The sequence below is a fragment of the Acidovorax sp. ST3 genome, assembly GCF_003231145.1.
Classification (GTDB): Bacteria; Pseudomonadota; Gammaproteobacteria; order Burkholderiales; family Burkholderiaceae_C; genus Acidovorax.
The window spans coordinates 480,560-504,484 of sequence record NZ_QKVP01000006.1 but is presented as its reverse complement, the minus strand read 5'-3'; the positions used below and the strand labels follow the sequence as shown (position 1 = coordinate 504,484).

Below are 23,925 nucleotides of genomic sequence, written 5' to 3'. Positions count from 1 at the left end.
GGGCTGCGGGTGAGCCCCTGTTGATAGTGAGCGGGTGAATTTTAGGAGGCCTTGAGTAGCGCCTTTTAGCTTTAGGCCATTTTTAGCTCCTTGGTCTTGGTGACTATACAAAAAGCAGTCGCATTTGAAAGACTGTTTTGTTAACCAACCAAGGAACCATCATGTCAGAAAAAATCAACCACTTTCCTTCTTATATTTCGCACAATGTCGAAATCTACGAAGGCTACCTTTGTCTCTTCGATTCTATTTATCGCACGCAAGTTAAGTTTCTCCCGCTTCGGCAAAAATACCTCGATGAAGCAAAGCAGGCCTGTGCTGAATTCGATTTCGATAGCTTGAAGAGAGTTGCCGCTTTTGCTGAGATTGTCGACTCTCGCGTCGATTACTGGTACCAAGTGTGGACTCCTGAATTGATTATCGATGCTTTTAAGGATGATTATTCCGGTCATAAGAAGCACTACGCTTCAGCCGTGACAGGGAGTTTCGAGGAATTCATGGAGGCATATGAAAAATTTATCAATGGCTTTTTCTATGACTCTGTGAAAACTCCATTCGATACGTACCCTGACGAGGACGATTTGCTAGAACTGCAGCGTGAACTGTTAGCCGAACTTGTCGATTAAGTTCGAAAAAGCTGATGGCTGCATCATAGGCAAGGACAGTACAAAATACGACGTGAGAAGTATCTTTGTCGACAAAAGGTACTAAGGATGATTCAGGAGAAAGGGTGACTTTGTCGCCCTTTCTTTTTTCATCTTCACAACGGTTATGCCGTAGCTAGCCTGCAGAGTTTGGCTCTGGAGGAGGCAATGCTCACTTCGATATGCAAATGCCGTCCGGTCTTGTCGCGCAGCAGCTAAGTTGTGCCGAACGTTGTCGCTCTGCAGCTAAGTTAGGAGGCTTTTTGTCGCGCAGCGGCTAAGTTAGCGTGAAGGAGGCGCTGCGGCATCCGCTCATTGTGCGGTGAGTGGCCACGGCATCGCCCCTCAGATGCTGGGCACGTACCGGACCATGAGGGGCTAGCCGACGCACCAATGTGCGAACGTAAAAGTTCTGCTGACTTGCACGAAACTGTGCGACACAAGGGAGATATTTGTGGCTATCGGCGCTGTTTTTGACCACAACAACTCTCAGGCCGTATCCATCCCTGCGGAGGTGAGCCTGTCAGAGGGGGCATCAAGTTGAGATACGCGTCACCGGGGGGGAGCTCGTCATCGCGCCTCTACGGAATTCTTAGCACGACTTTTCGTCGGTGGTTCATGCGTCAGTGAGGATTTTTTGTCCGAGCGAGCGTCCCTGCATCAACCGCCGCGGGCTCAAGCGCCGACACATGAAGAACCGTAGCGAGCGACCTGGAAGCGGTGTTTAGGCGACACAGAAGCCAGAAGGCGCGGCTTGTGATGCCCAGTGAATTGGATGCGGACCTAAACGTTTTGAGGGTGGTCCGCGTACAGCTAAACTACGTCCTTAGGACGTAGTTTAGCTGTACGCAGCTGTCGCAAAAAAGCCACCAATTTTCAGTGCGCTGCATTTTTGTCATGGCACTGGTACAATCTCCGTCCTAAGGACGGAGATTGTACCAGTGCCAGCAGACCATTCGAAAATTCTTGCTCAGGTAGATGCGGTGGCCGGAGCTATCGCCGACCGCATTTCGGCATGGCCAAGGCCTGTCCTGACAGACTACGAGTTGGGTACTCTGCTCTTTGAGCAGGGGGGCGAAATCGGCCCCTCCACGACGCCGGCGTTGTATGACGCGGTGGTGAGCAGGCTGAGTTCCTACAAATTGCTGAGCCCCAGCAAGGAATTCAAGAGCGCCGCCGTTTTTCATCTGTTTGGGCGCCACAAATCGCCGCCAGCAGAAGTGGCATGCTCCGTGGACCCCTTTGCATATGTCTCACATCTGAGTGCGATGGAGTTTCATGGCATCACGGACCGGTTTCCGAAGACGCTGTTCCTTTGCACCCCTCCCGCAGCAGAGTGGAAAATCCTTGCAGCAGAAAAAATGCGCAAGGACCTGGGCTCCCGCCACGATGACTATCTGGCCGCCAAGCTCCCCGTTCTGCGGTTCTTGCCGTTTTCCGCTGTCGAGGGCGTACGCGTGCACCTGTTGCGGCGCTCTAAGCGTGGGGCTTTCAAAATCATCAAATCCCCCCCCATCCGGGTGGCGACACTCGGCCGAACCTTCCTGGACATGCTGCGGGAACCCGACAACTGCGGCGGCATTCAGCATGTGATTGACACCTACCGCGAGTACGCTGCCCGTTACCTCTCTTTGATAGTCGAAGAGGTGGACCGCCATGGCCAGTCCATCGACAAGGTGCGTGCCGGATTCCTGCTCGATGAGGTCTGCAAATTGAAGCATCCCATGCTGGACGGTTGGCTGAAGGCGGTACAACGGGGCGGCTCGCGCATGTTGGACCCCCAGGGTGAATACGCAGCCAGCTTCTCGCAAAAATGGATGCTGTCCGTGAACGTTCCGTCCCTGCAAAACCAAGAAGAAACCGGAGACTGATGTGAACGAAGTGGATGTGTCCGCGTGGGTGGAGCAGGCAGATGCGCCCCAGCGACGATTCCGGGAGGCCGTGCATACCATTCTGGATGCCATTGGCCAGTCGCGGAGCCTCCAGACCAGGATGGTGATGAAAGGTGGCCTGCTCATGGCCATTCGCTATGCAAGCACCCGATTCACCCGGGACATCGACTTTTCGACAGCGGACGTCTATCGGGAAGCACAGGCTGAGGAGCTTGTGCAGGAATTTGAGCGGCAGCTGGTGCTGGCTGCCGACCGCCTGCCTTATGCCACCGCCTGCAAGCTGCAATCCCATCAGGTGCAGCCCAAGGGAGAAAACAGGACCCACCAGAGTCTCAAGCTCAAGGTCGGCTATGCAGATGCGACCAAACCAGCGGCCATGCAGCGCCTGGAGGCGGGGCAGTCGCCTCTTATCGTGGAGATTGACTACAGCTACAACGAGGCTGTGGTGGACGTCGAGGTGCTAGAGCTCGATGGCGGGGTGACCATCCAGTCGTATAGCCTGCATAACGTGGTGGCGGAGAAATTGCGCTCCTTGCTACAGCAGCCCATCCGTCGGCGCAATCGCAGACAAGACGTTTATGACATCCATTTGCTGTTGCAGTCCACTATGGCACTGTCGGGGCAGGACCTTCAGAACATCCACGACGTACTCTTGCAGTCGTGTCGCTCCAAGCAAATCGAACCCACGAAGGATTCCCTGGACGATGAACAGGTCATCCTCTTGGCTCGAAAAGGGTACGAGAGCTTGGCCGACGACATTGACGGAGACCTGCCGCCGTTTGACGAAGCAATGACGGCCGTGCAGGTGCTATACCGGTCATTGCCCTGGGAAGTCTGAAGGACGCGGACAGGGCGTGGGTGGTGAGCGATAGCCGGAGACCCGGAACTTAGTTTGGGTGACGTTCGGACGCTGTGCGATGCGAGGAACGTGGAGTTCTCGCACAATGCGCTGTCGCCTGCGGTGGGGGGGCCGTACGGGTACAATCCACCGAGCCCAAAACACTGTCACAAAATTGGCAATGTGGAGGGTGGAACAGGTGCGGACGACTGCGTTTGACAGTGAGCTACTGTTTTTGAACGTAGTCCAAGTGCTTGATTTTGTTAGGAATTGCGTTTGGTTCCGGACACGCTGCACACGAGGATTTCGATTGAAAATCCTTGTGTCGGTGGTTCGATTCCGCCCCAGGCCACCAAACAAAAGCCCTTGATTTGCAAAAATCAAGGGCTTTTTCAATTGCGTGCCGCCAACGCGGGTCACGCCCGCAAAGCCTGTATTGCACCCTGCAGCCCTGCTGTGCGTGGCCCGGGTGCACTGCTGCCAGCCACCGCGCTGCATTTCCTTTTGTCTCTCTCCCCACTTCTCCCATGCCCCTTCTGCAGGACGTCACGCTTGGTATCGACTTTGGCACTTCCAATTCCGCGATGGCGGTACGGCAAGGGGCGAGCCTGTCGCGAATGGTGGCGCTGGAGGGGGATGCGCCTACGCTGCCCACGGCGCTGTTCTTCAACGCTGAAGACCAGCGCACGCACTTTGGGCGCGATGCGGTGGCGCAGTACCTGGCGGGTACCGAAGGGAGGCTGATGCGCTCGCTCAAGAGCCTGCTGGGCAGTGCGCTGCTGCAGGACAAAACGGCGGTGCACAACCAAATGGTCAGCTACCAGGACATCATCGGGCTCTTCTTGCGGATGCTGGCGCAGAAGGCCCGTGACGCGCTGGGTGGCATGCCCGCGCGGGTGGTGATGGGGCGGCCGGTGCATTTTGTGGACGGCGATGCCGCGCGCGATCAGCAGGCTGAGGACGCGCTGCGCCAGGCCGCGCTGTCGGCAGGGTTCGAGAACGTGAGTTTTCAGTTCGAGCCCATCGCTGCCGCGCTGGACTACGAGCAGCGCATCGACCGCGAGTCGCTGGTGCTGGTAGTGGACATTGGCGGCGGCACCTCGGACTTCACCGTGGTGCGCCTGGGCCCCCAGCGCATGGCTCGGGCCGATCGCAGCAGCGACGTACTGGCCACGACCGGCGTGCACATCGGCGGCACGGACTTTGACCGGCGCCTAAGTCTGGACCTGCTCATGCCGCTGCTGGGCTTTCGCCACATCGGCCCGTCGGGGCGCGAGGTGCCCAGCCGCGTGTTTTTTGACCTCTCGACCTGGCACCTGATCCAGTGGCTGTATTCGCCGCGCGCACTGCGCGACGCACAGAACCTGCGCACCGACTATGCCGACGCTGCTTTGCATGCCCGGCTGATGCGGGTGCTGAACGAGCGGCTGGGCCACCGCCTGGCCAACACGGTGGAACAAGCCAAGATCGCGGCTTCGCTGGCCGATGCCGAGGCGCCCATGCCGTTGGACTGGGTCGAGGCCGGGCTTAGCGCCGCGGTCACGCCGCCTGGATTGGCGCAGTCCCTGGCGCAGCCGCTGGACCAGGTGGTGGCTTGCGCCCGCGACTGCCTGCAACGGGCGGGACTGGACGATGGGGGGGTGGATGCGATCTACCTGACCGGGGGCTCGTCGGCGCTGCGACCCTTGCGGCAGGCGCTGCGCAGGGCCTTTCCGGCAACACCGCAGGTAGAGGGCGATCTGTTCGGTGGGGTGGCTGCGGGCCTGGCGGTGTCGCGGTAGTCACGCATGTCAGATTGCTATCAATTAAATAGCTAATGAGGCATTTTGCACTAGCGCTACCGCCCGAAAACGCCCAAAACGCCGCCCAGAGGCCCCTGGCGTCAGTCCTGCGCCCCGTCCTGGCGCTTCCACTCCAGCGCGGTGTCATACAGCACGTTGCGCGATGCGCCCGTGATCTCGGCGGCCAGGCGCACGGCGGTCTTCAGGGGCAGCTCGGCCAGCAACAGGCGCAGCACGCGGTGGCTGTCGCCCGCGTCGCTGACCACGGGCACCGGGTGCAGCAGCACCACAAACTCGCCGCGCGAGCGCTGGGGCGACCCGTCCAGCCACGCCGTCAGAGCCTGTGCGGGTTGGGTGGTGACTTCTTCAAACTGTTTGGTCAGCTCGCGCGCCAGGGTGACGGGGCGCTCGCCCAGCACGGCCAGGGCTTGGGCCAGTTCGCCGATGCGGTGCGGGGCTTCGAGCAGCACCACGCACCGGGGTTCGTGGGCCAGCTGCTGCGCAATCACATTGGCACGCTCCGCGTTCTTGACGGGCAGGAAGCCTGCAAACACAAACCCGCCATGCTCGGTGCTGTGGGCCACGGCACCCGCCACGCTCAGTGCGGTGGTGATGCTGCTCGCGCCCGGCAGCGGTACGGCGCGCAGGCCTGCGGCCTGCACGGCAGCCACCAGGCGTGCGCCGGGGTCGCTCACGCCGGGGGTGCCCGCGTCGCTCACATAGGCCACACGCTGGCCTTGCTGCAGCCGGTGCACCACGTTCTGCGCGGCTTCGGCCTCGTTGTGCTGGTGCACGGCCAGCAACTGGCTGGCGCTCTTGTCGATGCCATAGGCGCGCAGCATGGACTGCGTGTGGCGCGTGTCCTCGCAAGCCACCGTGTCGGCCAGCTGCAGCACGTGCAGGGCGCGCAGGGTGATGTCGGCGAGGTTGCCGATGGGCGTGGCCACTACATACAGCGCGCCCTGCGGATAATGCTGCGCAGCGGCGGCGTCGTGCGCCGCGCTCTGGGCTGAAGCGAAAGATGCGCTCAATGAATTTCCTTGGAAAAAGACCACCCGCCGCTGCCACCCCAGGGGCTGCCAAAAAGGCCACCACGCGCGATCGGGGCAATGCGGCCGAGGACCAGGCCTTGGCCCATCTGCAGGCGGCCGGCCTGCAACTGGCGGTGCGCAATTATCGGACGCCCGGGCGCGGTGGTGGCGAGATCGATCTGGTGATGCGCGACCGGGACGGCACCCTGGTGTTTGTGGAGGTGCGCAGCCGCACGCACGGCGGCTTCGGCGGCGCCGGGGCCAGCATCAGCGCGACCAAGCAGCAGCGCATCATCTTTGCCGCGCGGCACTACCTGATGCGCTTGCCGTCGCCACCGCCCTGCCGTTTTGACGTGGTGCTGGTGGAGGAGGGCGTGCAGTGGATCAAGGCAGCGTTCGATGCGCAGTAGCGGCATGCGACCCGCTGGCCGCCAGCGCAATGCAGGTGGCTACCCTTTGCTACAAAAGCTGTAACACGCGGCGGGTATCATCGGGCCCTCATGCTTGAGCAACGCATCCAACAGCATTTCATCGACAGCGCCGACCTGAAGTACCAGGCCGCGCAAACCCTGAGCCACCCCATAGCCGCAGCTGTACAGGCCGTGCTGGCCTGCGTGACCAGCGGCGGCAAGGTGCTGGCCTGTGGCAATGGCCCATCGGCCGCCGAGGCACAGCAATTTGCCGCCTTTTGCGTGGCGGGCTTTGAACGCGAACGTCCCGAGCTGGCCGCGTTGGCGCTTACCTCTGACAACACGCTGCTCACGGCGGCTGCGGGCAGCCACGATGCCACCCAGCAGTTTGCGCGCCAGGTGCGTGCCCTGGGCCAGGCGGGCGATGTGCTGCTGGCCCTGACGGTGCACGGCAACGACCCCAACCTGCTGGCCGCCACCGAGGCCGCGCACGAGCGCGATATGACGGTGGTGGTGCTGGCGGGCCGCACCGGTGGCAAGCTGGCCGCCATGCTGCGGGAGACCGACGTCTTGATCAGCGTGCCCCACGACCGTGCGGCACGCGTGCGCGAAGTCCACACGCTGGTGCTGCACTGCCTCAGCGACGGCGTGGACGCACAGTTACTTGGTGAACAGGAGATTCCAATATGACCCCGACAACCTTGAACCGCACCCGCCGCGTGGTGGGCACTGCCCTGGCTGCCGCCACGCTGGCGGCGGCACTCTCGGCCTGCGCGCCCTTGATCGTGGGCGGCGCCGTAGTCGGCGGCGTGATGGCGGTAGACCGCCGCACGGCCGGCACCCAGATCGAAGACGAAGGCATCGAGCTGCGCGCCGCCAATCGCATCCGCGAGACCCTGGGCGACCGGGCCCACGTCAACGTGACCAGCTACAACCGCCAGGCATTGCTGACGGGTGAAGTCGCCACCGCTCAGGACCGCCAGGCGGTGGAGCAGATGGTGTCGCAGGTGGAAAACGTGCGCTCGGTCGTCAACGATCTGGCCGTGATGCCCCCTTCCACGCTGAGCCAGCGGTCCACAGACACCTTTATCACCGGCAAGGTGCGCGCGAGCCTGGTGGATGCGCAGGACATCTCGGCCAACTCCTTCAAGGTGGTGACGGAGCGCAATACCGTCTACCTGATGGGCCGTGTGTCGCAGCGCGAAGCCAACCGCGCCACCGACATCGCCCGGGGTGTGACCGATGTGCGCAAGGTGGTGCGCGTGTTCGAGATCGTTTCGGAAGAAGAGCTGCGCCGCATCGCGCCGCAGCCTGCGCCAGTCACCACGGACACCAAGCCGGCTGGCGGCTAAGGGCGGGGTTCAGACCGTATGGTCCAAGTCCCAGACCGCCGCGCGTGGTCTGGGACTTTTTTTATTGGCGTGTAGCGTGAGAGCTCCGTTGCTCTGCCATACGTCGCCGGCGGCTGCGGGGTTACTTCAAGCGCTGAATCAGGCTGGACGTATCCCAGCGGTTGCCGCCCATCTTCTGCACATCGGCATAGAACTGGTCCACCAGTGCCGTCACGGGCACGCGTGATCCGTTGCGCTTGGCTTCGTCCAGCACCAGTCCCAGGTCCTTGCGCATCCAGTCCACGGCAAAACCAAAGTCGAACTTGCCGTCCACCATGGTCTTGCCACGGTTGTCCATCTGCCAGCTCTGGGCAGCGCCCTTGCCGATCACTTCCAGCACCTGCTTCATGTCCAGCCCGGCGTTCTGGCCAAACGCCACGGCTTCCGACAGGGCCTGCACCAGCCCGGCGATGCAGATCTGGTTGACCATCTTGGCCAACTGGCCCGAGCCGCTGGCACCCAGCAGCGTGAAGGCGCGCGAGAACGCCATGGCCACGGGCTGAGCAGCCTCGAAGGCTGCGGCATCGCCACCGCACATCACGGTCAGCAGGCCGTTCTGAGCGCCGGCTTGGCCGCCGGACACGGGCGCATCCACAAACTGCAGGCCGAGCGCCTGGGCGGCCGCATACAGCTCGCGGGCCACCTCGGCCGAGGCCGTGGTGTGGTCCACAAAAATCGCGCCGGGCTTCATGCCTGCGAAGGCACCGTTCGCACCCAGGGTGACCGAGCGCAGGTCATCGTCATTGCCCACACAGCAGAACACGATGTCGGCGCCTGCCGCCGCCTCGCGGGGCGTGGCTGCATGCTGGGGGGCCTTGGTGCCCGCATACTCTGCGCACCACGCTACGGATTTGGTAGCGGTCCGGTTGTACACAGTGACTTCATGACCAGCCAGCGCCAGGTGGCCTGCCATGGGATAGCCCATCACGCCCAGGCCCAGAAAGGCGACTTTGCGGGAGGGGGTGGTGTCGTAGTTGCGGGGGTTAGTGCTTGGCATGGTGTGACGGCAAGATGATGCAAAAGTATGCGTGAAAACGAAAACCCGCCCAGGAGGGCGGGTGAAGCTGCGCGAAGGTGGTGGACCTGGCTCTGGGGTCAAACGATCGCGAAATGCTCGGTGCCCTGTGCCAGGTCGGGTGACTTGGCGCGCTGGCTGTTGAGCTTGATCTGCAGGCGCAAGTCGTTGAGCGAGTCGGCATTGCGCAGCGCGTCTTCGTAGCTGATGACATTGGCCTCGTAGGCATCGAACAGCGCCTGGTCGAAGGTCTGCATGCCCAGGTTGCGGCTCTTCTTCATGATCTCCTTGATCTCGGAGACCTCGCCCTTGAAGATCAGGTCGGAGATCAGTGGGGTGTTGAGCATCACCTCCACCGCTGCGGCGCGGCCCTTGCCGTCCTGCTTGGGGATCAGGCGCTGCGACACCATGGCGCGCAGGTTGAGCGACAGGTCCATCAGCAACTGTGCGCGGCGCTCTTCAGGGAAGAAGTTGATGATCCGGTCCAGCGCCTGGTTGGCGCTGTTGGCGTGCAGCGTGGCCAGGCACAAGTGCCCGGTCTCAGCAAACGCCACCGCATGCTCCATGGTCTCGCGGTCGCGGATTTCGCCCATCAGGATCACGTCGGGCGCCTGCCGCAGCGTGTTCTTCAGGGCGGCTTCCCAGCTGTCGGTGTCCAGGCCCACTTCGCGCTGCGTGACCACGCAGTTCTTGTGCGGGTGCACAAATTCGATGGGGTCTTCCACCGTGATGATGTGGCCGAACGAGTTCTCGTTGCGCCAGTCCACCATGGCGGCCAGCGTGGTGGATTTGCCCGAGCCCGTGGCACCCACCAGGATGCACAGGCCGCGCTTGGTCATCGTCACTTCCTTGAGCACCTGCGGCACGCCCAGGCCGTCGATGGTGGGCAGCGTGAGCGGAATGGTCCGCAGCACCATGCCCACCTTGCCCTGCTGGATGAAGGCGTTGACGCGGAAGCGCCCGATGCCGGCGGGCGAGATGGCGAAGTTGCACTCTTTCGTGCGCTCGAAGTCTGCCACCTGCTTGTCGCTCATGATGGCGCGCGCCAGCGTCAGCGTGTGGTTGGGTGTGAGCGGCTGCGGCGACACCTTGATCACCTTGCCATCGACCTTGATGGCGGGTGGAAACTCTGCCGTGATGAACAAGTCGCTGCCATTGCGGCTCACCATCAGCTTGAGCAGGTCATTGATGAATTTACTGGCCTGATCGCGTTCCATCAGAAGTTCTCCCGGGGGTGGTCGTCTGCCGGACGATCTTGTGTCGTGGATAGGTGCATCATTTCTGGTTGTCGCTCAGGCGCGCGCTCACCACGCGCAGGCGCAGCGACAGTTTGCGCGCCAGCAGGGCAATCAGGCTGGCGGCCAGTTGAGGGTCCTTGGTCATCATGTCGTCCATGGCCTCGGCTGAGAGCACGGCGATCTCGCAGTCGGTCAGCGTGGTGCATGCCGAAAAGCGGATGCCGCTGTCCAGCAGCGACATTTCGCCCAGGATGTCCCCCGGGCGCGTCTCGGCGAGGCGCAGCTGTTCGCCCCAGGGCTGCACGCGGTCCACCGCGATGGTGCCGGTGAGCAGCACCACCATGAAATTGCCGTACTCGTCCTGGCGGATCACGTCGCGGTTGGAGGGGACGGCCGCAAATTCAAAAAAGCGCTCCATGCGCTCCACGGCGTCCTTGTCGAGGTGCGCCATGTACTTGTCCTTGGCCCACAGGCCCTGCAGCAGCTTGCCGCCCCGGCTGGTGGGCAGGCGCTTGGCACCCACTTCCACGGCACGGGCCTCCCAGGGCACCAGCATGGAGTCGTCCACTCCTTGGCCCGCAAACGCGGTGGAGAACAGCACGGAGTCCGTGTGGTCGTCCGAGGGCTTGCCGCTGCGGGCTTTCATTTTCAGAAGGCTCAAAATGCCTTTCATATCGCGCTCCGGTATGCGGCGCCTGCAGGGGCCGCAAAGTCGTTCATGGGTGTGTGCTGTCGGGGGCTCAGCCGGGGAAGTTCTCTGGGATCTTGGCCTTGCTGCGTGCTTCGGCCGGGCTGATGATGTTGCGGCGCACCAGGTCGGTCAGGTTCTGGTCCAGCGTCTGCATGCCCACGCTGTTGCTGGTCTGGATGGTGGAATACATCTGCGCCACCTTGGCCTCGCGGATCAGGTTGCGGATGGCGCTGGTGCCCAGCATGATCTCGTGCGCAGCCACACGGCCGGAGCCGTCCTTGGTCTTGCACAGCGTCTGCGAGATCACGGCCTGCAGCGATTCGGACAACATCGCGCGGACCATTTCCTTTTCTTCTGCCGGGAACACGTCGATGATCCGGTCGATGGTCTTGGCGGCGCTCGATGTGTGCAGCGTACCGAACACCAAGTGGCCCGTTTCAGCAGCCGTCATGGCCAGGCGGATGGTTTCCAGGTCGCGCATTTCGCCCACCAGGATGGCGTCCGGGTCTTCACGCAGTGCAGATTTCAGGGCCGCCGCAAACGACAGCGTCATCGGGCCGACTTCACGCTGGTTGATCAGGCACTTCTTGGACTCGTGCACGAATTCGATCGGGTCTTCCACCGTGAGGATGTGGCCGTATTCGGATTCGTTGAGGTAGTTGACCATGGCGGCCAGCGTGGTGGACTTGCCCGAGCCCGTGGGGCCGGTCACCAGCACCAGGCCCCGTGGCTTCAAGGCCAGGTCGCCGAAGATCTTGGGGGCGTTGAGCTGCTCCAGCGTGAGGATCTTGCTTGGAATCGTCCGGAACACGGCGGCCGCGCCGCGGTTCTGGTTGAAGGCGTTGACGCGGAAACGGGCCAGGCCTTCGATCTCGAACGAAAAGTCCACCTCCAGGAACTCTTCATACGTCTTGCGCTGCGCGTCGCTCATGATGTCGTACACCATGGCGTGCACCGTCTTGTGGTCCAGCGCATCGACGTTGATGCGCCGCACGTCGCCGTGGACCCGGATCATGGGCGGCAGACCGGCGGAGAGGTGCAGGTCGGAGGCCTTGTTCTTCACGCTGAACGCGAGCAATTGGGTAATGTCCACGGAGTCCCTCTATCGTTTGGTACGCTTATCAAACATTATGACCACGATTGCTAACAACCTCCAACAGGTTATGGACAGGATCGCCCAGGCGTGCCAGGCCGCCGGGCGCGACCCGGCCCAGGTGGGCCTGCTGGCCGTTTCCAAAACCTTTGGCGCCGAGGCGGTGCTGGAGGCAGTGGCCGCTGGCCAGCGCGCCTTTGGCGAGAACTACATCCAGGAGGGTGTGGACAAGATCGCTGCCGTGCGGGCGGCCTTGCCCGGCGCAGCGCTGCAGTGGCACTGTATTGGCCCCATCCAGAGCAACAAGACGCGCCCGGTGGCCGAGCACTTCGACTGGGTGCACACGGTGGACCGGCTCAAGATCGCAGAGCGCCTGTCGGCCCAGCGGCCCGATCACCTGCCGCCGCTGCAGGTATGTATCCAGGTCAACATCGACGGTGGGCCCACCAAGTCGGGCGTGGCCCCGGCCGGGGCCCTGGACCTGGTGCGCGCTGTCGCAAAACTGCCACGACTGGTGGTGCGAGGACTCATGAGCATTCCGGACCATGCTCCTGAATTTGAAGCGCAATTGGCAATCCACACTAGCGCCAGAAGGCTATTTGACGAGATATCGGCAGTGGGAGAGCCAGGCCTGGGGCAGTTTGACACCCTGTCCCTGGGCATGACGGCCGACCTGGAGGCCGCCATCCAGGCGGGCAGCACGCTGGTGCGTGTGGGCACCGGTATCTTTGGTGGCCGGACCTACTCCACAGCCTGACACCTGGGTCGTATTAGCCGGCGAAGCGCGCCACGCAGTCCAGCGCCGCTGTCACATCCGCCTCGCTCACATCCAGGTGCGTCACCCAGCGCAGCCGGGTGGCGCCGCCATACAGGCTGCTGGTCACACGCACGCCGTGCTGCGCCAGCCAGGCGGTGAATGCGGGCGCCACCTCTGCATGCAGGTCGGTGAAGAGGATGTTGGTCTGCCACGGCAGCACGGTGATCTTGCCTTGTAGCGCCTGATGGCTGCGGTTGGCTTCGGCCAGCCCTTGTGCCAAACGGTCCAGGCGGGCGTGGTCTTCGGCCAGGCGCCGCACATGGTGCTGCAGCGCATAGTGGCCGGCAGCCGCCAGCACACCCGCCTGCCGCATGCCACCGCCCAAAATCTTGCGGGTGCGGCGCGCCTGCCGGATGAAGTCGCGCGAGCCCAGCACCAGCGAGCCCACGGGCGCGCCCAGGCCCTTGCTCAGGCACAGCGACGCAGAATCAAAGTGGCTGCACAGCGCGCGCGCTTCGTCGTACACATCGGTGCCGTTGCGCGCGGCATTGGCCGTTGCCGCGTTGAACATGCGTGCGCCGTCCAGGTGCATGGCCAGCCCCCGGCTGCGCGCCAACTGTGCGACCTCGGCGATGTAGGCGGGCGGCAGCACCTGGCCACCGGTTGTGTTTTCCAGCACCACCAGGCGGGTGCGGGCAAAGTGCGGGTCGTCGGGCTTGATGGCGGCGGCGATGTCGGCCAGGCGCAGGGTGCCGTCGGGCTGTGTCTCCACCGGCTGGGGCTGGATGGAGCCCAGCACGGCCATGCCGCCTGCTTCCCAGCGGTAGGTGTGCCAGCTCTGGCCCACGATGGTCTCGTCGCCGCGCTGGCAGTGGCCCCACAGCGCGATCAGGTTGGTCTGCGTGCCGGAGGGGGCGAACAACGCCGCCTCAAAACCCAACAGCTCGGCCGCGTGGTCCTGCAGTGCGTTCACCGAAGGGTCGTCGGCAAACACATCGTCGCCCAGCGGGGCCTTGAACATGGCCTCGCGCATGGCGGGCGTGGGCTGGGTGACGGTGTCGCTGCGAAAGTCGGGCATGGGCGCGGTCCTTGTGGGTCTGGTCAATGAATGCAATGACCGGCCATGGTAGCGGCGGCCCGTGGCAGCTGCCGCCGTGGGGTCTACCGCGCGCTGATGCGCCGTGGTGTCAGGGTCTCGCCATCTTGCAGTCCGTGCCCTGCGCCAGCTCATTGCCGGTGTAGGCCGCATCGGTGCGAAAGCCGTAGTTCGTGCCTTCCCAGCCCACCTTCACGGCTTTGCCGTCCACCGGAGCAATGGTGTTGACCACCTGGGGCAGCAGCAGCTGGTGGTCCTCACCCCGCATGCGTACGGGGCCCACCACCGATTCCAGCGTCAGGTCTTCCAGCGCGTGGGCCACCTTCACCGGGTCGGTGGACTGGGCCTTGTTGATGGCGGCCGCCAGGAAGCGCGGCGTCATCTCGATACGCGGCGCGAGGAAATCCTTGCCCGTCTTGGCCTTGTAGGCCTTGGCCAGCGCATCCACCTTGGGAGTGTCGGCCTGGCCGGGGTGCCATTCGGCCACCCAGGTCAGCTGGCCTTGCTTGGCCTGCGACACCGCCAGCACCGTGCCCGGGATGGAGCCCGCGCTGTGGTTGAAGTAGCGCAGGTTGTAGCCCGCATCGCCTGCGGCCTTCAGCAGCAGCGTCATGTCCTGACCCCAGTTGCCGGTGATGACCGAGTCGGCCTCGCTGCTCTTGACCTTGGCGAGGTAGGGCGCAAAGTCTTTCACCCGGCCGATGGGGTGAAGTGCCTCGCCCACGAACTGGATATCCGGCCGCGCCAGACCCACCATCTCGCGGCCGTAGTGCGCCCACTGTTTGCCGTGCGCGTAGTCCTGGTTCAGCAGGTACACCTTCTTGATGTCCGGCTGCTTCTTGATGTAGTTGGCAATGGCCTTCATCTTCATGGCCGTGTTGGCCTCGAATTGGAAGTGCCAGAAGTTGCACGCCTTGCCCGTCAGCTCAGGGTCGATGGAGGAGTGGTTCAGCACCAGGATCTCCTTGCCCGGGTTGCGCTGGTTGTGGCGCGCCGCCGCCTGCACCAGTGCCGTGACCACGGATGAACCCGAGCCGCCCGTCACGATGGCCTTGGCGCCCTGGTCGATGGCGGCCTGCAGCGCGCTCTGGCTCTCTTGTGCCGAGAGCTTGCTGTCGAACTGCAGCAGCTGCAGCTTGGTGCCCTTGAGCACGCCGCCCTTGGCGTTGATGTCCTCGATGGCGTATTGCGTGTGGGTGAGCATCAGCTCGCCCACGTTGGCAAACGGGCCGGACAGCGGGTCGATGTAGGCGACCTTGAAGGTCTCCTGCGCGCTGGCTGCGCTGACGGCGCACAAGGCGGCAGCGGCCGTGAGGGTGCGGAAGGTGGGGCTCATGCTCGGATCTCCTCGATGGGTGGGATGGTGCAAAAAAGGGGAAGGGCGCCGTCTCTCGGCGTGGGGTTAACCGCTGGCGGCAGGCTTGCGGCGCGCGCTGGCACGGCCCGCCGCCTTGGGCGCGACGGGCTGGTCCGCTGCTTCGCCCTGAGCACGCAGGCCCAGCACACGCCAGGCCAGTTGAGACAGTTCGCGCACCACCTCGGCAGGCGACAGGCGCCCGTCGGGCCGGTACCAGTGGTAGAGAAAACCCGGCAGGCTGCAGGCGGCCAGGGCCGTGAGGCGGGTCTCCTTGAAGTCCAGCGTGCCCTCGCGGCGGGCCTCTTCCATCAGCGCGCACATGCGGTCATAGAAGTGGCTGGCCAGCTTCTTCTGCATGGCCAGGTATTCCGGGCGGAAGACCTGCGGTTCGCGATACGGAAAGAACGCGGCCGGGTGGTGCTCGATGGTGGCGCGGATCAGCCGCTCCATGCCCTCGGCGACCTTGGTGTGCGCGGGGCGCAGGTCGTCCTCGGGGAAGTCCATGGCCGTGAAGCAGGCCACGGACGGGCGCCAGCACAGCGTCTCGAAGATCTCCTGCTTGTTGTGGAAGTAGTAGTAGACGTAGGGCTTGGTCACACCCAGCTGCTGAACGATCTGCTCCATCGTCGTGTTGGCGTAGCCCTGCCGGTCGAACAGCGCCTCGGCCGCCTGGAGGATGCGCTCACGCTTCTCGTCCGTGCTGAGCGTGCTGGCCTTCTGGCGGCCGCGCGCCTTCACGGGCAGCACGCCCAGTGTGGCGGGCGGAGTGGTCGGTGTCGCTTTGGTTATACCCATGAGTAGCATTGTTCTACCAAGCGGTATATATTGACAAGACGCTGGCAGGTGAGGGCGCCTATCGCAAACCCTTAGAACGGGTTCTGACGCCCCCGGGAACCAGCGATTCCAGACACCTTGGAGACAACAACGCCATGCCTGCCACCGCAACGCCCCTGCCGCTGCACGAACACCTGCGCCGCCACGCGCGCGAAACGCCCGACCGCATCGCCTACCTTTGGTACGGCCAGCCCCTCACCTGGGCGCAGCTCGACACAGCCAGCGATGCCTTCGCCGCGCGCCTGCAGGCGCTGGGAGTGCAGAAGGGCGAACCCGTGGCCCTGTTCATGAACAACTGCCCCCAGTACGTGATGGCGCACTACGGCATCCAGAAGATCGGCGCCATCGTCTGCCCCTGCGGGCCGCTGAACAAAGAGCACGAGCTGGAATACCAGCTCACCGACCTGCAGGCGCGGGTGATCGTCGCGGCCGATGTGCTGCTGCCTGTGGTGAACAAGGTGCGCGCCAAGACGGCGCTGCAGCATGTGTTTGTGGTGCGCTATGCCGAGCTGCTGCCGGAGGGCGCATCCAGCATTGATGTGCCCGCCGAGCTGCTGAACATGCGTACCGCCATGGGCCCGGTGCCTGCGGGCTGCGAAGACTTCCTGGCCGCCACCCGCACCGGCGCGCGGCCTGCGCCCGTGGCGCTGGCGATGGACGACGTCTCGCTGATGACCTACACCTCGGGCACCACCGGCCTGCCCAAGGGCGCGATGCTGAGCTACGGCAACGCCACCTTCAAGACCGCAGCGTCGGCCGACTGCAACGGCATGACGCCGCACGAAACGCTGCTGGCCGTGGCGCCGCTGTACCACATCGCGGGCATGGTGATGGGCGTGAACCTGCCCGTGTATACAGGCGCCACGGCCGTGCTGCTGTACCGTTTTGACCCGCTGGGCGTGGCCCAGGCGCTGGAGCGCCACCGCGTGACCTGGTGGTACAGCATCGCGCCCATGAATGGCGCGCTCATGCAGGTGCCCGGCGCACGCGAGATGGACTGGAGCGCGCTGCGCCGCAACCCAGTCACCAGCTTCGGCATCACCTTCACCGAGGCGCTGGCCCGGCAGTGGCAGCAGTTCGCGCCCAACTGCATCTCGCACGAGGCGGCCTATGGCCTGTCCGAAACCCACACCGTGGACACCGCCATGCCGGTGGACGCGATCCGCTGGGGCACACAGGGCAAGCCCGTACCGGGCAACACGATCCGCATCGTGAACCCCGACACCGGCGCGCCGCTGGCTGCCGGCGAGGTGGGCGAGATCACCATCCACGGCCCCGGCAACTTCAAGGGCTACTGGAACAAGCCCGAGGCCACGGCCAAGACGCTGCGTGACGGCTGGGTCTACACCGGCGACATGGGGCAAATCGACGCGGACGGCTACCTCACCTTCATCGGCCGCTTCAAGGAAATGATCAAGGTCTCGGGCTACAGCGTGTTCCCCGAAGAGGTCGAGACCTTGCTCATCAAACACCCTGCCGTGGCCCAGGCCGCCGTGATTGGCGTGCCCGATGCGGAAAAGGGCGAGGTGGTGCGTGCCTTCATCGTCAAGAAGCCCGGCCAGGACGTGGATGCCGCCGCCCTGGTGGCCTGGTGCCGCGAGAACATGGCGTCCTACAAGGCACCGCGCGAGGTGCGCTTCATCGACGCGCTGCCCGCCACGGGCGCGGGCAAGGTGCTGCGCCGCCTGCTCCGTGATATTGCTTGATTGAATGACAAATTGACCGCTGGCGCTCGTTGAATATGTGCTGGCAGCTATAAAAATTAGAGCGACTGCCCCATGCCATCTTCTGTTCTGTTCACCAAAGTGCTGGTTGCCAACCGGGGCGAAATCGCACTGCGCACCGTGCGCGCACTGCACGACCTCGGCATAGCCAGCGTGGCCGTGTATGCCGACGACGACGCCGCCAGCCCCCATGTGCAGGCGGCCAGTGCGGCCGTGGCGCTGGGTGCCACCGGCCCGGCCGCCTACCTGGACGGCGCGCGCCTCATCGCCATCGCCCAGGCGCAGGGCTGTGATGCCGTGCACCCGGGCTACGGCTTCTTGAGCGAGCGGGCCGACTTCGCCCGTGCCTGCGACGAAGTGGGGCTGCGCTTCATCGGCCCCACGCCTGCGCAACTGGCGCTGTTCGGCGACAAGGCGCAGGCCCGCGCACTGGCGCAGCAGCAGGGCGTGCCGCTGATGCCCGGCACGCAGGCGGCCGTGTCTCTGGAAGAGGCCCAGGCCTTCTTTGCGCAGCACGCCCATGCCGGCATCGTGATCAAGGCCATCGGGGGCGGCGGCGGGCGCGGCATGCGCGCGGTGGCGTCGGTCGATGACTTGCCCGCTGCCTACGCGCGCTGCCGCAGCGAGGCGCAGGCCGCCTTTGGTGTGGACGGCGTGTACGTCGAGCGCCTGATGAGCAACGCCCGCCACATCGAAGTGCAGGTGCTGGGCGATGGGCGCGAAGTGATCGCCCTGGGCGAGCGCGAATGCACGCTGCAGCGGCGCTTTCAGAAAGTGGTGGAGATCGCGCCCAGCCCCTCGCTGCCGGGCGCATTGCGTGAGCGCATCACCACGGCTGCGCTGTCCATGGCGCGCGCCGTGGATTACCAGGGCCTGGGCACCTTCGAGTTTTTGGTGGACCTGGCCAGTGCCGACCTGCCCTTTGTTTTCATCGAATGCAACCCGCGCCTGCAGGTCGAGCACACCATCACCGAAGAAGTCACTGGCGTGGACCTGGTGCAGGCGCAGATTGCGCTGGCGGCGGGCCGCAGGCTGCGGGACATCGGTCTCGACCCTGCCGCACCGCCCACCGTGTTGGGCTTTGCGATCCAGTGGCGCATCAACGCCGAAACGCTGGACGCGCAGGGCAATGCCACCCCTGGCAGTGGCACGCTGCGCCGTTTTGACCTGCCCGCAGGCCCAGGCGTGCGCGTGGACACGCACGGCGCTGCAGGCGCCACGCCATCGCCGCACTACGACACGCTGCTGGCCAAGCTCATCGTGCACACGCGCAGCCCGCGTTTTGCCGACGCGCTGCGCCGCTCGCAGCGCGCGCTGGCCGAGTGCCGCATCGAGGGCGTGGCCACCAACCTGGCGCTGCTGCAGGCGCTGGCTGCGCGGCAAGAAATGGAGAGCCAGCAGGTGCACACGCGCTGGCTGGAGTCGGTCCTGCCAGAGCTTCTGGCTGCTACCAAAGATATAGCTGATAAGGCATATCCGACTAGCGCTACAGGGCAAAAAGACCCGCAGATCACCTCTGACGCACCCGAAGGCGCCGTGCTGGCCCCCATGCCCGCCCGCCTGGTGCAGCTGAGCGTGGCCGAGGGCGACGTGGTCGCCGCAGGCGCCGAGCTGGCCGTGCTCGAAGCCATGAAGATGGAGCATGTGCTGCTGGCCCCACACGCGGGCCGCGTCGGCGCGCTGCTGGCCGTGGCCGGTGGCTACGTCGCGCTGGGGCAGCCGCTGCTGGTGCTGGACCCGGTGGACGATGCGGCCGATGTCGAAGTGCAGGGCAGCGCTGCGCACGACCCCGACCACATCCGCGCCGACCTGCAACGTGTCATCGACCGCCACGCCTTCACGCTAGATGCCGCACGGCCCGAAGCCATCGCCAAGCGCCACGCGCAAGGCGGCCGCACCGCGCGCGAGAACATTGCCGACCTCTGCGACGACGGCAGCTTCATCGAATACGGCGCCCTGGCCATCGCCGCGCAGGCCCGCCGCCGCAGCAGGGAAGACCTGATTGCCAACACGCCCGCCGACGGCATGGTCACGGGCATTGGCGGCATCAACGGCGCACTGTTTGGCGAAGAGAAATCCCGCGCCGTGGTCATGTCCTACGATGCCACCGTGCTCGCGGGCACCCAGGGCGCCCGCAACCACGCCAAGACCGACCGCATGCTCGGCATCGCCCTCGCGCAGAAGCTGCCCGTGGTGCTGTTTGCCGAGGGCGGCGGCGGCCGGCCGGGCGACACCGACATGCCCATCGTGGCCGGCCTGCATGTGCACACCTTCGCCAGCTACGCTGCGCTGTCGGGCCAGGTGCCGGTGATCGGCATCGCGGCGGGGCGCTGCTTTGCGGGCAATGCGGCGCTGCTGGGCTGCAGCGATGTGATCATTGCCACGCGCGCCAGCAACATCGGCATGGGCGGCCCGGCCATGATCGAAGGCGGTGGCCTGGGCGTCTTCAAGCCCGAGCAGATCGGCCCCAGCCGCGTGCAGCATGCCAACGGCGTGATCGACGTGCTGGTCGATGACGAAGCTGGAGCGGTGCAGGCCGCGCGCCACTACCTGTCGTTCTTCCAGGGCCGCACATCGCAGTGGTCTGCACCCGACCAGCGCCTGCTGCGCGCCGTGGTGCCCGAGAACCGCCTGCGCGTGTACGACACCCGCACGGCGATGGCGGGCCTGGTGGACGACGGCAGCCTGCTGCTGCTGCGCACCGGCTTTGGCGCGGGCATCCACACCGCATTGGCGCGCATCGAAGGCCGCTCTGTGGGCCTGCTGGCCAACAACCCGCAACACCTGGGCGGCGCCATCGACGCCGATGCGGCCGACAAGGGCGCGCGCTTCATGCAGCTGTGCAACGCACATGGCCTGCCCATCGTGAGCCTGGTGGACACGCCCGGCTTCATGGTCGGGCCCGAGGTCGAAGCCACGGCCCAGGTGCGCCACGTGAGCCGCCTGTTCGTCACCGCCGCCAGCCTGCGCGTACCCACCTTCAGCGTGGTGCTGCGCAAGGGTTACGGCCTGGGCGCCATGGGCATGACGGCCGGAGGCTTCCATGCGCCCGTGTTCACTGTCGCCTGGCCCACGGGCGAGTTCGGCGCCATGGGGCTCGAAGGCGCGGTGCGCCTGGGCTTTCGCAAGGAGCTGGAGGCCCTGCCTGAGGGCGCCGAGCGCGACGCGCTGTTTGCCAAGCTGCTCGCCAAGTCCTACGCCAACGGCGAGGCCATGCACATGGCCGCCACGCTGGAGATCGACGCGGTGATCGACCCGGCCGACACGCGTGCGTGGCTGGCGCGCGGACTGGCATCGGCCCAGGTGGCGCCGCTGGGGCACCGGTTCGTCGACACCTGGTGAGCAGGAGAGGGCCGCCTGGCTAGCGCTGCATCAGCGCCAGCTTTCCCCCAAGCGCCACAAACGCTGCGGCAAAGCCGCGCCTCAGCCACACCAGCACGCTCGGGCGCTGCAGCACCTGGTCGCGAAACCGCGCGGCAAAGACGCCGTAGCCCAGGAACACCACCAGCGTCATGGCCATGAACACCAGTGACAGCTGCGCCATGCGCTCTGCGGGCTGCGCCTCGCCCGGTGCGATGAACTGCGGCAGAAACGTGAGGAAGAACAGCGACAGCTTGGGGTTGAGCAGGTTGACGAGCATCGCCTCGGCGATGCGTCCCCCGGTGGAGCGCGCGGGCGCGTCGGCGCGCACCTCCAGCGCGGCAGGGGAGCGCCAGGTGGCCCAGCCCATGTACAGCAGGTAGGCCACCCCCGCGTAGCGCAGGATGTCGAAGGCGGTGGCGCTGGCATGGAGCAGCGCGGCCAGGCCGGTGACTGCGGCCAGCAGGTGCGGCACGATGCCCAGCGTGCACCCCAGGGCCGTGACGGCCGCAGCCCGCGCGCCGCCCGACAGCCCGGCCGCCACGGTCAGCAGGGCGCCCGGACCGGGCGAGATGACGACGACGAGGGAAGTGATGAGGAATTCGATGCCCATGGCGCTTTGGAGCCGCACAGCGGCGGCATGCAGTGGAGTGGAGAAGTCCGCAGCATCGCCGCACGCGCGGGCCCGCGTCTTGAACAAAATTGCAGCGCCTCAGCGGTGGGCGCGCAGGTAGGCGTGGGGCGTGGTGCCGAAGCTGCGCGCGAACAGGCGTGTGAGGTGGCTCTGGTCGGCAAAGCCGCTGGCGGCGGCCACCTCGGCCAGGGGCGTGCCGGCGCGCATGAGCCGCCGCGCGTGGTGCAACCGGCGCTGCACCAGGTAGGCGTGCGGCGTGAGTCCCGTGGCCTGTGCGAACTGCCGCACCAGCTGGTAGCGGCTCAGCCCGGCCTCGCGGGCCAGGGCGGCAAGGCTCCAGGCCATGGTCGGGTCGTCGTCCACCATGGCGCGGGCGTTGGCAACGGACGCGGCGATGTGCCTGCCCTTGTCCGCCGGGCGCAGCAGGCCCGCCAGAATCTGGAGCAGGCATTCCTCGACCTGCAGCGGCGCTGCCGCGTGGCGGGGGTGCCGTGTGGCGGCCGCAAACAGCGCACGGACCTGCGCGGCAAGCCGCGCATCGCGCAGGTTGGGCGCGTGGAATTCGAAGCCTGCGCCGGGCGTGCTGGGGCGCACCTCGGCCGCCAGACCGGCGACTAGGGCGGGCTCCAGGTACAGCATGCGCCAGGCGCGGCCGCCTTCGCCCAGGGGCTTGCCGTCGTGGACCTCGCCAGGGTTGACCGTGATGGTGTCGCCGGAGAGTGACTCCACCGTGCCCCGGCCGCTGAACGATTTCTGCGCCCCCCGGTCGATCACGCCCAGGCCAAACTGCAGGTGCATGTGCCTGCCGAAGGCGAAGTGCGAGTCCGCCTGCATCGCGTCGATGCCAGGCAGTGCGGTGGGCAGAAACTGGAAGGGTTTTGGCGGCATGGCGCTGCGACCATTGGAGGTGCGGGGCCATGATAAGCTGGTCCGATCGCCTTGTTTCTTCCCCCAGTTTCACACGCGGAGACCCACCATGCCCGGCCTTTTGCCCGATATCGACCCCGATGGTTTGCTCGAATTTTCGGTGGTCTACACCGACCGCGCGCTCAACCACATGTCCAAGCGCTTTACCGGCGTGATGCAGGACATTCTGGGCACGCTCAGAGAGGTCTACCACGCCCACACGGCCGTGCTGGTGCCCGGCAGCGGCACCTTCGGCATGGAGGCCGTGGCGCGCCAGTTTGCCAACAAGGAAAAGGTGCTCATCGTGCGCAACGGCTGGTTCAGCTACCGCTGGACGCAGATTTTTGACGCCGATAAGGGCCTGGGCGGCGGCTCGGTGGTGTGCAAGGCGCGCCAGCAGGGCAGCGGCCCGCAGGCCCCCTGGGCGCCATGCCAGGCGGACGAAGTCGCAGCCACCATTCGCGCCGAAAAGCCCAAGGTGGTGTTCGCCCCGCATGTGGAAACGGCCAGCGGCATTATCCTGTCCGACGACTACCTCCGCACCGTGACGGCTGCGGCCCACGATGTCGGCGCGCTGTTCGTGCTGGACTGCGTGGCGTCGGGCGCCATGTGGGTGGACATGCAGGCCACGGGGGTGGACGTGCTCATCAGCGCACCGCAAAAGGGCTGGAGCGGATCGCCCTGCTGCGCCATGGTGATGCTGTCCGAGCGTGCGCGTGAAGCCATCGAGGGCACCACCAGCAGCAGCTTTTCGTGCGACCTCAAGAAGTGGATGCAGATTGCCGAGGGCTACGAAAAGGGCCAGCACGCATACCACACCACCATGCCCACCGATGCGCTGGTGCGCCTGCGCGACGTGATGGCCGAGACCCGCGCCTATGGCTTTGCCAAGGTGCGCGAGGAGCAGATCGAACTGGGCGCCAAGGTGCGCGCGCTGCTCGAATCGCGGGGCTTCCCCAGCGTGGCGGCCGATGGCTTCAAGGCGCCCGGTGTGGTGGTGAGCTACACCACCGACCCCGGCATCCAGAACGGCAAGAAGTTCCTCGAAGTCGGTTTGCAGACCGCTGCGGGCGTGCCGCTGCAGTGCGATGAAGGGCCGGACTTCAAGAGCTTCCGTATCGGCCTGTTCGGCCTGGAGAAGTGGCACAACGTGGACCGCACGGTGGGCCATCTGTCGAAGGCGCTGGACCAGATTGCGGCGGCTGCCTGACGGGTTGCACGCCTGGGCAGTGGGCT

The 23,925-nt window shown here is 65.1% G+C and carries 21 protein-coding genes; 11 read left to right on the top strand and 10 right to left on the bottom strand.

Annotated features, from left to right (window positions below):
- Positions 1-161: 161 nt before the first annotated feature.
- The 4 genes from DNK89_RS21030 to DNK89_RS21015 all read left to right on the top strand — a co-directional run bounded on the left by DNK89_RS21030 (position 162) and on the right by DNK89_RS21015 (position 5,152).
- Entirely contained in the window at positions 162-623 is a 462-nt protein-coding gene (locus DNK89_RS21030) for a hypothetical protein (RefSeq protein ID WP_110961684.1), read from the top strand.
- 959 nt (positions 624-1,582) lie between these two features.
- Positions 1,583-2,512, top strand: coding sequence for a hypothetical protein (locus DNK89_RS21025; protein WP_238990887.1), 930 nt, complete (start codon positions 1,583-1,585; stop codon positions 2,510-2,512).
- Position 2,513: 1 nt separating this feature from the next.
- Positions 2,514-3,371, top strand: coding sequence for a nucleotidyl transferase AbiEii/AbiGii toxin family protein (locus DNK89_RS21020; RefSeq protein ID WP_110961683.1), 858 nt, complete (start codon positions 2,514-2,516; stop codon positions 3,369-3,371).
- Positions 3,372-3,898: 527 nt separating this feature from the next.
- Positions 3,899-5,152 (top strand): Hsp70 family protein, encoded by a 1,254-nt coding sequence (locus tag DNK89_RS21015; protein WP_110961682.1) that lies wholly within the window; start codon positions 3,899-3,901, stop codon positions 5,150-5,152.
- 101 nt (positions 5,153-5,253) lie between these two features.
- Here DNK89_RS21015 and rsmI read toward each other — a convergent pair whose 3' ends face one another.
- The gene (gene rsmI / locus DNK89_RS21010) at positions 5,254-6,183 is read right to left on the bottom strand and encodes a 16S rRNA (cytidine(1402)-2'-O)-methyltransferase (RefSeq protein WP_110961681.1); all 930 of its coding nucleotides are present in this window, start codon (positions 6,181-6,183) and stop codon (positions 5,254-5,256) included.
- Here rsmI and DNK89_RS21005 point away from each other — a divergent pair.
- From DNK89_RS21005 to DNK89_RS20995, 3 genes are all read left to right on the top strand, one after another.
- Complete coding sequence (locus tag DNK89_RS21005; protein ID WP_110961680.1) at positions 6,183-6,593, top strand: YraN family protein; 411 nt, start codon at positions 6,183-6,185, stop codon at positions 6,591-6,593. The genes rsmI and DNK89_RS21005 overlap by 1 nt on opposite strands.
- A gap of 90 nt (positions 6,594-6,683) precedes the next feature.
- Complete coding sequence (locus DNK89_RS21000) at positions 6,684-7,283, top strand: SIS domain-containing protein (RefSeq protein WP_110961679.1); 600 nt, start codon at positions 6,684-6,686, stop codon at positions 7,281-7,283.
- On the top strand, positions 7,280-7,945 hold the full coding sequence (locus DNK89_RS20995; protein WP_015012253.1) for a BON domain-containing protein: 666 nt from the start codon (positions 7,280-7,282) through the stop codon (positions 7,943-7,945). Before DNK89_RS21000 ends, DNK89_RS20995 begins: the two co-directional genes overlap by 4 nt.
- A 121-nt stretch (positions 7,946-8,066) precedes the next feature.
- Here DNK89_RS20995 and DNK89_RS20990 read toward each other — a convergent pair whose 3' ends face one another.
- The 4 genes from DNK89_RS20990 to DNK89_RS20975 all read right to left on the bottom strand — a co-directional run bounded on the left by DNK89_RS20990 (position 8,067) and on the right by DNK89_RS20975 (position 12,021).
- Positions 8,067-8,981, bottom strand: a complete 915-nt coding sequence (locus DNK89_RS20990; RefSeq protein WP_108498070.1) for an NAD(P)-dependent oxidoreductase — start codon at positions 8,979-8,981, stop codon at positions 8,067-8,069.
- A gap of 98 nt (positions 8,982-9,079) precedes the next feature.
- Positions 9,080-10,216, bottom strand: coding sequence for a PilT/PilU family type 4a pilus ATPase (locus tag DNK89_RS20985; protein WP_110961678.1), 1,137 nt, complete (start codon positions 10,214-10,216; stop codon positions 9,080-9,082).
- Between the two features lie 58 nt (positions 10,217-10,274).
- A complete protein-coding gene (locus DNK89_RS20980) occupies positions 10,275-10,910 on the bottom strand; it encodes a Crp/Fnr family transcriptional regulator (protein ID WP_015012256.1) in 636 nt (211 codons plus the stop codon).
- 67 nt (positions 10,911-10,977) lie between these two features.
- Positions 10,978-12,021, bottom strand: a complete 1,044-nt coding sequence (locus tag DNK89_RS20975) for a type IV pilus twitching motility protein PilT (protein WP_015012257.1) — start codon at positions 12,019-12,021, stop codon at positions 10,978-10,980.
- 37 nt (positions 12,022-12,058) lie between these two features.
- Between DNK89_RS20975 and DNK89_RS20970 the strand changes: the two genes are divergently transcribed.
- On the top strand, positions 12,059-12,778 hold the full coding sequence (locus DNK89_RS20970) for a YggS family pyridoxal phosphate-dependent enzyme (RefSeq protein ID WP_110961677.1): 720 nt from the start codon (positions 12,059-12,061) through the stop codon (positions 12,776-12,778).
- Positions 12,779-12,791: 13 nt separating this feature from the next.
- Here DNK89_RS20970 and ltaE read toward each other — a convergent pair whose 3' ends face one another.
- The 3 genes from ltaE to DNK89_RS20955 form a co-directional block, all read right to left on the bottom strand.
- Positions 12,792-13,856 (bottom strand): low-specificity L-threonine aldolase, encoded by a 1,065-nt coding sequence (gene ltaE / locus DNK89_RS20965; RefSeq protein WP_110961676.1) that lies wholly within the window; start codon positions 13,854-13,856, stop codon positions 12,792-12,794.
- Between the two features lie 109 nt (positions 13,857-13,965).
- Complete coding sequence (locus DNK89_RS20960) at positions 13,966-15,210, bottom strand: branched-chain amino acid ABC transporter substrate-binding protein (RefSeq protein ID WP_110961675.1); 1,245 nt, start codon at positions 15,208-15,210, stop codon at positions 13,966-13,968.
- Between the two features lie 66 nt (positions 15,211-15,276).
- The gene (locus DNK89_RS20955) at positions 15,277-16,026 is read right to left on the bottom strand and encodes a TetR/AcrR family transcriptional regulator (protein ID WP_110961674.1); all 750 of its coding nucleotides are present in this window, start codon (positions 16,024-16,026) and stop codon (positions 15,277-15,279) included.
- 134 nt (positions 16,027-16,160) lie between these two features.
- Between DNK89_RS20955 and DNK89_RS20950 the strand changes: the two genes are divergently transcribed.
- Positions 16,161-17,771: an AMP-binding protein gene (locus DNK89_RS20950; protein WP_110961673.1), complete on the top strand. Its 1,611-nt coding sequence runs from the start codon at positions 16,161-16,163 to the stop codon at positions 17,769-17,771.
- 72 nt (positions 17,772-17,843) lie between these two features.
- Positions 17,844-21,131: a carboxyl transferase domain-containing protein gene (locus tag DNK89_RS20945; protein WP_370220945.1), complete on the top strand. Its 3,288-nt coding sequence runs from the start codon at positions 17,844-17,846 to the stop codon at positions 21,129-21,131.
- Positions 21,132-21,150: 19 nt separating this feature from the next.
- Here DNK89_RS20945 and DNK89_RS20940 read toward each other — a convergent pair whose 3' ends face one another.
- Both DNK89_RS20940 and DNK89_RS20935 read right to left on the bottom strand, forming a co-directional pair.
- Entirely contained in the window at positions 21,151-21,849 is a 699-nt protein-coding gene (locus tag DNK89_RS20940) for a LysE family translocator (RefSeq protein WP_238990886.1), read from the bottom strand.
- 12 nt (positions 21,850-21,861) lie between these two features.
- Positions 21,862-22,671: an AraC family transcriptional regulator gene (locus DNK89_RS20935; RefSeq protein WP_110961672.1), complete on the bottom strand. Its 810-nt coding sequence runs from the start codon at positions 22,669-22,671 to the stop codon at positions 21,862-21,864.
- A gap of 88 nt (positions 22,672-22,759) precedes the next feature.
- On the opposite strand from DNK89_RS20935, the gene DNK89_RS20930 reads away from it, so the two are divergent.
- Positions 22,760-23,899 (top strand): aminotransferase class V-fold PLP-dependent enzyme, encoded by a 1,140-nt coding sequence (locus tag DNK89_RS20930; protein WP_110961671.1) that lies wholly within the window; start codon positions 22,760-22,762, stop codon positions 23,897-23,899.
- The last annotated feature ends 26 nt before the right edge of the window (positions 23,900-23,925 follow it).